Source organism: Tropicimonas sp., assembly GCF_047971885.1.
Classification (GTDB): Bacteria; Pseudomonadota; Alphaproteobacteria; order Rhodobacterales; family Rhodobacteraceae; genus Tropicimonas.
Map to the genome: position 1 here is coordinate 1 of NZ_JBKEAE010000141.1, position 11466 is coordinate 11466.

At 66.8% G+C, this 11466-nt stretch carries 9 protein-coding genes; 8 read left to right on the forward strand and 1 reads right to left on the reverse strand.

Annotated elements, in window-relative coordinates:
* Positions 1-103 precede the first annotated feature (103 nt).
* The 7 genes from ACK5IR_RS12075 (at position 104) to ACK5IR_RS12105 (ending at position 7988) form a co-directional block, all read left to right on the forward strand.
* Positions 104-1099: a levansucrase gene (locus ACK5IR_RS12075; RefSeq protein ID WP_416929230.1), complete on the forward strand. Its 996-nt coding sequence runs from the start codon at positions 104-106 to the stop codon at positions 1097-1099.
* Between the two features lie 4 nt (positions 1100-1103).
* On the forward strand, positions 1104-2189 hold the full coding sequence (locus ACK5IR_RS12080) for an ABC transporter ATP-binding protein (RefSeq protein WP_416929232.1): 1086 nt from the start codon (positions 1104-1106) through the stop codon (positions 2187-2189).
* 226 nt (positions 2190-2415) lie between these two features.
* Positions 2416-3468, forward strand: coding sequence for a TRAP transporter substrate-binding protein (locus tag ACK5IR_RS12085; protein ID WP_416929235.1), 1053 nt, complete (start codon positions 2416-2418; stop codon positions 3466-3468).
* Positions 3469-3519: 51 nt separating this feature from the next.
* Positions 3520-4104, forward strand: coding sequence for a TRAP transporter small permease (locus ACK5IR_RS12090; RefSeq protein WP_416929237.1), 585 nt, complete (start codon positions 3520-3522; stop codon positions 4102-4104).
* Positions 4101-5417, forward strand: a complete 1317-nt coding sequence (locus ACK5IR_RS12095; protein ID WP_416929239.1) for a TRAP transporter large permease — start codon at positions 4101-4103, stop codon at positions 5415-5417. Before ACK5IR_RS12090 ends, ACK5IR_RS12095 begins: the two co-directional genes overlap by 4 nt.
* Before the next feature lie 78 nt (positions 5418-5495).
* A complete protein-coding gene (locus ACK5IR_RS12100) occupies positions 5496-6257 on the forward strand; it encodes an SDR family NAD(P)-dependent oxidoreductase (RefSeq protein ID WP_416929241.1) in 762 nt (253 codons plus the stop codon).
* Positions 6258-6338: 81 nt separating this feature from the next.
* Positions 6339-7988, forward strand: coding sequence for a tannase/feruloyl esterase family alpha/beta hydrolase (locus tag ACK5IR_RS12105; RefSeq protein ID WP_416929243.1), 1650 nt, complete (start codon positions 6339-6341; stop codon positions 7986-7988).
* A gap of 19 nt (positions 7989-8007) precedes the next feature.
* Here ACK5IR_RS12105 and ACK5IR_RS12110 read toward each other — a convergent pair whose 3' ends face one another.
* Positions 8008-9972: a hypothetical protein gene (locus ACK5IR_RS12110; protein WP_416929245.1), complete on the reverse strand. Its 1965-nt coding sequence runs from the start codon at positions 9970-9972 to the stop codon at positions 8008-8010.
* A 164-nt stretch (positions 9973-10136) separates the two neighbouring features.
* Between ACK5IR_RS12110 and pheS the strand changes: the two genes are divergently transcribed.
* Positions 10137-11201, forward strand: coding sequence for a phenylalanine--tRNA ligase subunit alpha (gene pheS, locus ACK5IR_RS12115; protein WP_416929247.1), 1065 nt, complete (start codon positions 10137-10139; stop codon positions 11199-11201).
* Positions 11202-11466: the final 265 nt, after the last annotated feature.

Below are 11466 nucleotides of genomic sequence, written 5' to 3' on the forward strand. Positions count from 1 at the left end.
ACGCTGATCTCGGTTCCCGTCATCACCTTCTATCTCATCATGCAGCGCGCCTTCATCTCGTCGATCGCCTCGACGGGGGTGAAGGGCTGAGGATCGCACAATCATGACACTCGCACTCGAAAACGACTGGATCTGGGATAGCTGGTATGCCCATGACGGCACGCGCTGGCACGCCTGGTTCCTCAAGGCGCCGAAATCGCTCGCCAACCCGGACCTGCGCCACTGGTTCGTGAGCCAGGGCCACGCGGTCTCGGACGATCTGGTGACCTGGGAGCATCTGGGCACCTGTCACGCCCCCGCCCCCGCCCCGGCCTGGGACGATTTCACCACCTGGACCGGCTCGGTGGTGCAGGACGATGCCGGGCTCTGGCACCTTTTCTACACCGGTTCCAGCCGGGCGGAGGAAGGCAAGTACCAGCGCATCGGCCATGCCACCTCCACCGACATGCACAACTGGCAGCGCGTCGGCGACGGGCTCTGCCTCGATCTCGACGGGCCCAATGCGCATCACTACGAGACGACCTTCCGCAAGGGCTTCTGGCACGACCGGGCGATGCGTGACCCCTGGGTGATGCGCGACCCGGACGGCGACGGCTGGCTGATGTTCTTCACCGCCCGCGCCAGCGGCCCGGAGGAGGCCAATGCCTGTGGTGCCATCGGGCTGGCAACGTCCCCCGATCTCCGGACATGGGCGCTCCAACCGCCGGTCTTCGTCGGCGGCTACGGGCAGATCGAGGTGCCGCAGGTCTTCGGGCAGGACGGCCATTGGTACTGCCTCTTCTGCACCGGTGCCGAGCATTTCTCCAGGGCGCAGGCGGCGGCCATTCCCGGCGGTCCGGTGACCGGCAGCCATTACCTGATCGGCGAGAGCCCGCGCGGCCCGTGGCACATCGCGCCGGGCCGGTTCCTCGACGGGGCGCTGCCCGGCCACCGCTATGCCGGGCGCATCCTGAACACGAAGGCCGGGCTGGTGCTGATGGGGTTCCGGGACAACGGGCCCGACGACCGCTTTGCCGGCTACATCTTCGATCCGCAACCGGTGGCGGTGGGCGATGACGGCCTGCTCGCGCTCACACCGCAATCCGCAGAAGGAGAGTGACACCATGGCGACACTCAAACTCACCGACGTCCGCAAAAGCTACGGCAAGGTCGATGTCATCAAGGGGGTCTCGCTCGACATTCAGGACGGCGAGTTCGTCGTCTTCGTCGGCCCCTCCGGCTGTGGCAAGTCCACCCTGCTGCGGATGATCTCCGGGCTGGAGGACATCACCTCGGGCACGCTGGAGATCGACGGCGCGCGCGTCAACGATCTGCCGCCCAAGGAGCGCGGCATCGCCATGGTGTTCCAGAGCTACGCGATCTTCCCGCACATGACGGTGCGGGAGAACCTCGCCTTCGGGCTGACCATCGCCAGGGCGCCCAAGGCCGAAAAGGACGCCAAGGTTTCCGAGGCCGCCCGCATCCTGCAAATGGAGCACCTGCTCGATCGCCGCCCCTCCCAGCTTTCGGGCGGACAGCGCCAGCGCGTCGCCATCGGCCGCGCCATCGTGCGTAACCCGAAGGTCTTCCTGTTCGACGAGCCGCTCTCCAATCTCGACGCTGCGCTCCGGATGGACATGCGGATGGAGATCGGCAAGCTCCACTCCCAGCTTGGCGCGACGATGATCTACGTCACCCACGATCAGGTCGAGGCGATGACGCTCGCCGACAAGATCGTGGTGCTGAAGGAAGGCCGGGTGATGCAGGTCGGCAGCCCGATGGATCTGTTTCACGAACCCGCCAACCGCTTCGTCGCAGGCTTCCTCGGCGCGCCCTCGATGAACTTCCTCGACGTGGACGTGCAGGCGAGGGACGCGCGCGAGGCCAGGGTCGCCAATGCCGCGCTCGAACCGATCGCCGTCGCCCACAAGGGTCGGATCGACGGTGCTGCCAGCGCCCTGCTGGGCATCCGGCCGCAGCATGTTCAGGCGGCCGAGCCCGGCACGGGCATGCTGCACGGTACCGTCCTGCTTGCCGAGCGCCTCGGATCCGAAACGGTGGTCGATCTGCGGCTGAAGGACGGCTCCAAGTTCATCGCCGCCTTCAGCGAGGACATGGTTCTGGAACCGGGCATGAATCTCGATCTCTCGTTCGATCCGGCGCAGGCGCATCTCTTCCCGATGGCGGCAGTGTCCCGGGAGGTGGCGTAACGTCACCTCTCCGACCATGACCGGCTGTTGAGCGCAAGGGCGACCATCGTCGCCGCCGCCCTGTCCGGGAGCCCGCCCGGGCCGCACGAGCGACCGCTTCCCCCGGGAGCCGAGAACTTTCATGGACAGCGGATGCCGGACATTGCTATTCCTCGCAACCGACTGGCCCCCCCGATCACGCGGGCGCGTGCCGGCAAACGGGGTGGCGGAAAGCAGGGAGAGGTGCATGACCGGGCACGAAAAGCGGTTTCCATGGCGGATGGCGGCGGCGGCGCTGACGGTGGCGGGGCTTGGAGTGGCGGGCGGAGCGGCATCGGCTGCCGATGTGACGCTGCGCCTGCACCAGTTCCTGCCGGCGACCTCCGGCGGGCCGAAGCTCGTGCTCGAACCCTGGGCCGAGAAGATCGAGGCCGAATCCGGCGGGCGGATCGAGATTCAGCTTTTCCCGTCGATGCAGCTTGGCGGCAAGCCCCCCGATCTGATCGATCAGGCAATCGATGGGGTGGTCGATATCGTCTGGACGCTGCCCGGCTACACGCCGGGGCGGTTCCCGCGTACCGAGGTGTTCGAACTGCCCTTCACCATGACCGATGCCGCGCCCGCCTCGCGCGCCTACTGGCGGCTGGCGGAAGAGACGATGATGGACAGCGATTTCCGCGATGTGAAGGTTCTCGGGCTCTGGGTGCACGGGCCGGGGATCATCCACTCGAAAAAGCCGGTCGAATCGGTCGGCGATCTGAACGGGATCAAGCTGCGCGCGCCTTCGCGGATCACCAACCGGATGTTCGGAGATCTCGGGGCGACGCCGGTCGGTATGCCCGCCCCGGCGGTGCCCGAAGCGCTGTCGAAAGGTGTCATCGACGCGGCCGTGCTGCCGTGGGAGGTGACGGGTGCGCTGAAAATCGCCGAACTGGCGGAAAACCACACCGGATTCGGCGATGAGGCGCTCTATACGGCGACATTCATCCTCGCCATGAACCGCGACAGCTACGACGCGCTGCCCGGCGATCTGAAGGCGGTGATCGATGCCAATTCGGGGCTGGAGTTTTCCGGCGAGGCCGGGCACAGGATGGAGCAGGGCGATGATGGCCCGCGTGACGCAGCGGTGGCCGCCGGTGCCAATATCGTCGAGGTTTCGGGAAGCGGGCTTGCCGAATGGAAGGATGCAGCCCTGCCCACCATCGCAGCGTGGATTTCCGAGATGGACGACAAGGGACTGGACGGGACCGGGCTGCGCCGGCGCGCGCTCGAACTGATCGCCGAGGAAACTGCGCGATGACCCGCCGCCGGTGCCGGGCGATGCGTTGCCACATGCCATGGTACGGTTGACATGCAGGGTCTGATCGCGTGGCTGGCCCGTGCCATGGCGCTTCTCGGCGGGCTTGTGCTGAGCTTGCTTGTGCTGCTGACCTGCATCAGCGTTTCCGGGCGCGGGCTGAACACGCTTGGCCATTCCGACCTGATGCGCGGCGTTTCGGCGGCGGCTGCCGATGCGCTTGTTGCCAGCGGGGTCGGGCCGGTTCCCGGAGATTTCGAACTGGTCGAGGCCGGTATCGCCTTTGCCGTCTTCGCCTTCCTGCCGATCTGCCAGTTGCGCGGAGGGCATGCCACGGTGGATATCTTCGCTGCCCGGATGCCCGGGTGCGTCAACCGGTTTCTCGCCGCCTTCTGGGAGGTCGCGATGGCGCTGCTGATCGTGCTGATTGCCTGGCGGCTCTGGCTTGGCATGGAAGACAAGCGCGGCTACGGCGAGATCACCTATCTGCTGCAGTTTCCGGTATGGTGGGCCTATGCGGCGAGTTTTGTGGCGGCATTCGCCGCCTCGGTCGTGGCGGCCTATTGCGCGGCGACGCGCATCGTGGTGCTGGCGACGGGGCGCGAGATGTGCACCGAAGCGGAGGATCCGGCCCGTTGAGCCCGCTCGAACTGGGGTTTTTGTCGTTCCCGGTACTGCTGCTGCTGATTTTCCTGCGCGCGCCCATCGGGCTGGCGATGATGATCTGCGGCATCGGCGGGCTCTGGCTGGTCTCCGGCGGGTCGAACATGTTTCTCGCCAAGCTGAAATCTGAAACTTATTCGACCTTTTCCAGCTACTCGCTTTCGGTCATTCCGATGTTCCTGCTGATGGGGCAGTTCGCGACGATTTCAGGAATGTCCGCCGCGCTTTTCCGCGCCGCCGAAAGCTTCCTTGGCCACCGGCGGGGCGGTGTGGCGATGGCTGCGGTCGGCGCCTGCGCCGGGTTCGGGGCGATCTGCGGCTCGTCGCTCGCCACGGCGGCCACCATGGGCCGCGTCGCTCTGCCGGAATTGCGCCGCCTTGGCTATCCGGGCGGTTTTTCCGCCGCCACACTCGCCGCCGGCGGGACGCTCGGCATCCTGATTCCGCCTTCGGTGATCCTGGTGATCTATGCCATCCTGACCGAACAGAACATCGCCTGGCTGTTTCTGGCCGCGTTGGTACCGGGCCTCATGGCGGCGGCGGGCTACATGATCGCCATCGCGGTCCATGTCCGGGTGAATCCCGCCGCTGCCGGCCGGCGCGTGCCGGCGCCACCCGCCGCACGCCTCCGCGCGCTGATCGAGATCTGGCCGGTGCTGGCGGTCTTCGCGCTGGTCGTCGGGGGGATTTACCTCGGCTGGTTCACGCCGACCGAAGGCGCGGCGGTCGGTGCGGCGGGAACGGGCGCCATCGCGCTGGCGACGGGCAATCTGGGCTGGAGGGGATTCGCCGATGCCATCCTTCACACCGCGACCTCGACCGCGATGATCTTCTTCATCATCCTTGGCGCCGGGTTCTACAACAGCTTCCTCGCGCTCTGCATGGTTCCGCAGGAATTGTCGGACTGGGTTGTCGGGCAGGGTTATGGCGCCTGGACGGTGCTGGTTCTGGTGCTGGGCTTTTACCTCGTCTTCGGCTGCGTGATGGATTCGCTCAGCATGATCCTGCTGACAATTCCGGTCTTCTTTCCGGTGATCGCATCGCTTGATTTCGGGATGAGCGCCGAACATCTGGCAATCTGGTTCGGCATCCTTGTGCTGATCGTGGTCGAGGTCGGGCTGATAACGCCGCCGGTCGGGATGAACCTGTTCATCATCAACGCGATGGACCGCGAAACCCCGCTGGCCGACACCTACCGTTCGGTGCTCTGGTTCGTTGCCGCCGACATCGTCCGGGTCGCCATTCTGCTGATGTTCCCCGCCATTACCCTGTTTCTGTTGCCGGCATAGACCCGGTGAAGAGCGTGGCGCAAAACGCCGGCGATGGTACATAATAATCCGGCAGCGCTGCGGAACGGAGGGCACGGCATGTTGATCGACGGACAGGCGGCACTGGTATCGGGCGGCGGCAGCGGACTCGGTGCGGCGACGGTGCGCCACCTTGCGGAACGGGGTGCGCGCGTCGCCGTGCTCGATCTCGACCGGGATCGTGCCGGGGCGGTGGCGGCCGAGGTGGGCGGCGTTGCCGTTGTCACCGATGTCGGGGATGCGGACGACGTGGATGCGGCAATCGGCGAGGCCATGGACCGGCTCGGCACGGTGCCGCGGATCGTGGTCAATTGCGCCGGCATAGCACCGGCCGCGCGCATTGTCGGGCGCGACGGCAAGACCTCGATCGAGGTGTTCGAAAGGACGCTGCGGGTGAACCTGCTGGGTACCTACAACGTGATGACACATGCGACGCGGCGGATGATCGGGCTGGCGCCGCTGGAGACCGGCGAGCGCGGGGTGGTCGTGAATACCGCCTCGGTCGCCTGGCAGGACGGGCAGGCGGGCCAGTCCGCCTATGCCGCCTCCAAAGGGGCGATCGCGGCCATGTGCCTGCCGGCGGCGCGCGAATTCGCCCGTTCGGGCATTCGGGTGATGGCGATCGCACCGGGGCTTTTTCACACGCCGATGATGGAGGGGCTGCCCGACGAGGTTACGGCACGGATCGCCGCCGATATTCCGTTCCCGCCGCGTCTGGGCGAGCCGGGCGAATTTGCCCGGCTTGTGGCCGATATCGTTGCCAATCCGTTCCTGAATGGAACGACGATCCGGCTCGACGGGGCCGTTCGCCTGCCACGCTGAACGACACGCCTGCGGCAGCAGGGCGATTGCCTGCTGTGGTCCGGTGAGCCTAGGCTGCGCGGAGCGTGAGGAGAAAACACCATGAAGCATCTTGCCATCGTTCTTGCCGCGTTGTCGGCCACCGTGCCGGCGGCGGTTGCCGCACCGATGCCCTGCGAGGGCCTGTCCGCCGGGGCGCTGGGGCTGTCGGGCGTTACCCTGACCTCGGTCGAGGCCGTGCCGGCCGGAGACGAAAGCCCCGTTGCCCAGTGCCGCGTTCGCGGGATCACCGCCGAACGTGTCGGCGCGGACGGCCGGAATTATGCGTTGCGCTTCGAGCTTGCCCTGCCCGACGAATGGAACGGCGATTTCGTCCACCAGTTCAACGGCGGCAGCGATGGCGAGGTGAAGCCGGCCACCGGCGGGCTGGGTGCGGGAACCGGTGATACCACGCCGCTGGCGCGCGGATATGCGGTTGTCTCGTCGGACGCGGGCCACGACGGCACCGCCAACCCCGAGGCAGGACTGGCCGGCGGAACCCGCTTCGGGCTCGATCCCGAGGCACGTGCCATGTACGGCTACAAGGCGGTGGCGACGCTCGACCCGCTGGCGCGGCAGATTGTCGGGGCCTACTATGGCGAGGAAATCGGACACGCCTATGGTATCGGCTGTTCGAACGGCGGACGGCACGCCATGGTTGCCGCGATGCGCATGCCGGATGCCTTTGACGGCCTGCTGGCCGGCGCGCCGGGTTTCAACCTGCCGAGGGCGGGCTTGCAGCACGCGTTGGACGTGCAGACGCTGGGCGCTGTGACCGGCGATCTGACGACCGCCTTCAGCCCCGACGACCTGGCGCTGGTGGCCAATGGTATCCGGGCGGCCTGCGACGGGCTGGACGGGCTGGAAGACGGGCTTGTCGCCGATACGGCGGCCTGCCAGGCGACGTTCGATATCGGCTCCCTGCAATGTGACGACGGCAGCGCCGACGGTTGCCTGACAGCGGGGCAGGTCGCCGCGCTGCGGACGATCCACGCCGGGACCGATGGGGCCGGGGCGCCCTATTACAGCGACTGGCCATGGGATACAGGGATCGAATCGGGCGGCTGGCGGATATGGAAACTGAACAGCCCGATCGAGCCATGGGGCTTCATGCCGATCATCGCCGTCATGGGGGCGGGTTCGCTGGCGCAGGTTTTCACCACGCCGCCAACCGAAGTGGCCGGCGATCCGGCGTCGCTGGTGCAGTTCCTGCGCGACTTCGATCTTTCGGCGCGTGCGGGCGATATCTACGCCACCGCGGCGGGCTATCCGGAATCGGGCATGGCATTCATGGCACCGCCGGGTGCCGACAATCCGGTACTGGCGGAATTCCGCGATGCCGGGGCAAAGTTCATCGTCTTCCACGGTGTCAGCGATCCGGTGTTCTCGGCCAACGATACAGCCGGATGGTACGGCCGGCTCGATGCCAATAACGACGGTCGCGCGCGCGATTTCGTGCGCTACTACCCGGTGCCGGGCATGGTCCATTGTTCGGGAGGTCCCGCCACCGACGGGTTCGACCTGTTCGCGGGACTTGTGGCATGGGTCGAGCACGGGGACGCGCCCGAAGCCATCGTTGCGGTCGGGCGCGCCGATAACGAGGAACTGCCCGATGCCCTGAAAGGGGCTGAACGGCTGCTCTGTCCTGCACCGCAGGTGGCGCGCTATGTAGGTGGCGATACGGCCCTGGCCGGGAGCTTTGCCTGTCGGTAAGCGGAGGCCGGCGATGCGCTCAGTCGCGTGTCATCTCGATGGTGATCGTGCCCTGATCGCCCGATATCGCGTCGAAGAGCGAGTAGTGCAAGGTGACGGTGCCGGTGAATCCCACCGGTGCCGTATAGGTCCATCCGGATCCGTCGCGGGCAAGGCTGCCATGCGAAGGGCCGGATACGACGGCGAAAATGCCCGCTCCGGGCGGCGCCAGGCGAAGCGATTGTCCGGCCGTCATCCCGAGGGCAATATCGGGGGTTGCCGACGGTGCGCTCCCAACCGCGGCAAAGGCACCCTGCCCGAGGGTGAAGAACGAGCCTGCGGCAACGGTTTTCAGCCCATGGCTGCGCACCATGTAGCGCGCGCCGGGTATCGGTGCGGGATCGGTGAATTCCGTCCCGCCGACCGGGATGCCGCCGTCGATGGCGACGAAGGGCTCGCCCGGCCCTGACGCACGAAACACCCGCGCGCCACGCTGTTCGCCATTATCCGGGATTGTCCACGCCAGCGTCACGCCGTCCGGCCCCTCATCAGCGGAAAGGGCGCGTACCGGGTCGAGCGGAAAGGCGTGAAGCGTCGGGTCGCCCAGCAGGTTGACCCAGATCGGATTGCGCATGAGATAGGTGCCGGTCGGCAGGTACTCCATCGTTTCCTCGACCCGCATCCAGTGTTTGCCGTTGTTCACCGTCCTGATCTGGGCATCGCCCACAGGCAGCCCGAGCGCCATGGCGTGCAGCCGCCAGGCGGGCCGCGCCCCCCAGGCGACCGCCAGCGGATACCACGGCTGCGCCAGAACCGCCCGCATCGGGTTGTTCGCCCGCTCGATCCGCTGCTTGTGGCTGCCGAAGTTGAGCGAGAAGATTGCCTTGATCGACAACGGGCCGTCATAGAGTTCGATATCGCCCGGCCCGAAATCCACCCCCCACAGCCAGGGATGCAGCCCGCCGGTATCCTCGTGGCCACCGGTGATCACGTTTTCGGGCCCGACGATGTTGCGCAGGCCGGCGATGTCGCTTTCCAGATAGTCCGTCTTGCCATAGGCCTGCCGCAGATCGCCCAGCAGCCCGTTGCGCCAGTGGTGGTTCTTGTCGAAATAGGCTTCGAGCAGGCGAAGCTCGGCCTGCGGATCCTCGTTGCGGAAATGCGAAAAGTCGATGCGGCCCACCATCATCTCGATATTGCCGCTGGGGATGCTGTTCGGCCGCAGATGGCCCGCGCCGTCATCGGGCCAGGACTGGTCCATGTCGGCATAGAACAGATCGCTGGCGTGCGGTGTGTTGCCGTGCCCGTCGGGAGCGACCCGACCGCTCATCACCATCGGCACCTGCCCCACGAGTATCAGGGCGCGCGGCTCTGCCGGATCGGAATCGAACCGTTCCACGACCCAGGCCTTGAGCGCGCGCGCCCTGGCGAGTGTCTCGACCGGCGTGTCGGGGGCGCCGGGCGGGGTCTGGTGCCGGACGACCCGCCAGCCGTCGCCCGCGAGGTCCAGCGCGAAACGGTCGAGCCGGGAGGCGAGCGCACCGGCCAGTGTTTCGTCGACCACCAGCAGTGCCGTGCCGCGCGTTTCGACTGCCGGCACCTCGATACCAGCGGTCCAGTACCCCGAATCCACCAATGCGCCGCTGCGCGCATCGAAGCGCTGCACCTGGTATTCATAGGCGGTGCCGGGCCGGAAATCGCTGTCGGAAAAGAAGGTCAGGCGCCCGGAGAGCGGCGGAAAGGCGCGCCACGAATCCCTGCCGGTTTCACCCAGCCTGCGGCGGCTGACGATAACCGAGCCGGTACGCGGCGGTTCCGCGCCGGCCCATGAAAGCCGAAGGTCGCCGCCATTTGCGGCAATCGTGGCCGAAAGCGGCAGTTCGCCGACCCCGAATCCCTGAGGCGCCGCGATGCCGGCGGCAACGATCCACAAGAGCGCCGCAAGCCAGGCGGCGGCCCGGCCGTGCCCTGTGCCGATTGTCAAAGACCGGAAGATGCCGCGCATGAACTGGCTCCTGTCTGATTGCCGTCCCGGCAGGATAGGCGGGCCGGTGCGGCGCGGCAATCGGATGTGGCGGTGGCAGGTGCCACGCGCCTCGCCGCCCTTGCCTTCCTGCGGTCATGTGATAGGGCACTGGCCGGGTTCGAACACTTCGCAGGGAACCGGCCATGGAAGAGCTGAGGCAGAAATACATAGCCGCGATCGCGGCGGCCGGCGACGAGGCGGCGCTCGAGGCGCTGCGCGTTCAGGCCGTGGGCAAGAAGGGCGAGGTGAGCCTGAGGATGCGCGAACTGGGCGGGATGAGCCCGGAGGAGCGCAAGGCGGCGGGCCCGACGCTGAACGCGCTGAAGGACGAGATCAATTCGGCACTTGCCGCGCGGAAATCCGCGCTGGCTGACGTGGCGCTCGAGCAGCGCCTGCGCGCCGAATGGCTCGACGTGACGCTGCCGGCGCGCCCGGTGCGCGCGGGCTCCATCCACCCTGTCAGCCAGGTTACAGAAGAGGTCACGGCTATCTTCGCCGACATGGGCTTTGCCGTCGCCGAAGGCCCGCAGGTCGAGGACGACTGGCACAATTTCGACGCGCTGAACATCCCCGGCCACCACCCGGCGCGAGCCGAGATGGACACCTTCTACATGTCGCGCGCCGAAGGCGACAACCGCCCGCCGCATGTGTTGCGCACCCATACCTCGCCGGTGCAGATCCGTTCGATGCTGAAACACGGCGCGCCGCTGCGCATCATCTGCCCCGGCCGTGTCTATCGTTGCGATTACGACCAGACCCATACGCCGATGTTCCATCAGGTCGAGGGGCTGGCGATCGGCAAGGACATCTCGATGGCCAACCTGAAATGGGTACTGGAGGAGTTCTTTTCGGCCTTCTTCGGAACCCATGTCCGCACCCGTTTCCGCGCCAGCCATTTCCCCTTCACCGAACCCTCGGCCGAGGTCGATATCCAGTGCGCCTGGGAGGGCGGCACCGTCAAGGTGGGCGAGGGCGACGACTGGCTCGAGGTGCTGGGCTCGGGCATGGTGCACCCCAAGGTGCTGGCAGCGGGCAATATCGACCCGGTCGCCTGGCAGGGCTTCGCCTTCGGAATCGGTATCGACCGGCTGGCGATGCTGAAATACGGCATCCCCGACCTGCGGGCGTTTTTCGATTCCGACCTGCGCTGGCTGCGCCATTTCGGCTTTCCCGCCCTTGACGTGCCGACGATCCGGGGCGGGGTGTAGTTTGTCGATCAGGTTATCTACCGCGCCCTGAGGCGACCGTAACCGTCACCGGACTCGCGATACGGTCGTTGCTTGCGGCCTCATGGACGGCAAATTCCGACTGTCCTGAGAATTGACCCGTCTTCGCGGCCGAATGACGGCATCGAGCCCATTGTGACGGTAATCAACTGGCATGACGGAGGGCGGTGCCCGTCTGCCGGGTGGGCGCGCAGCGCTTGTGGTCTTCACTTCATGCCGGCCACGAACCTCCAACGTTCGTGCGCGC

Excerpts from the sequence above, each read along its gene's own strand:
- ACK5IR_RS12105 (WP_416929243.1), top strand. The coding sequence starts at position 6,339 with ATGAAGCATCTTGCCATCGTTCTTGCCGCGTTGTCGGCCACCGTGCCG.
- ACK5IR_RS12085 (WP_416929235.1), top strand. The coding sequence starts at position 2,416 with ATGACCGGGCACGAAAAGCGGTTTCCATGGCGGATGGCGGCGGCGGCG.
- ACK5IR_RS12090 (WP_416929237.1), top strand. The coding sequence starts at position 3,520 with ATGCAGGGTCTGATCGCGTGGCTGGCCCGTGCCATGGCGCTTCTCGGC.
- ACK5IR_RS12080 (WP_416929232.1), top strand. The coding sequence starts at position 1,104 with ATGGCGACACTCAAACTCACCGACGTCCGCAAAAGCTACGGCAAGGTC.
- pheS (WP_416929247.1), top strand. The coding sequence starts at position 10,137 with ATGGAAGAGCTGAGGCAGAAATACATAGCCGCGATCGCGGCGGCCGGC.
- ACK5IR_RS12075 (WP_416929230.1), top strand. The coding sequence starts at position 104 with ATGACACTCGCACTCGAAAACGACTGGATCTGGGATAGCTGGTATGCC.
- ACK5IR_RS12110 (WP_416929245.1), bottom strand. The coding sequence starts at position 9,972 with ATGCGCGGCATCTTCCGGTCTTTGACAATCGGCACAGGGCACGGCCGG.
- ACK5IR_RS12100 (WP_416929241.1), top strand. The coding sequence starts at position 5,496 with ATGTTGATCGACGGACAGGCGGCACTGGTATCGGGCGGCGGCAGCGGA.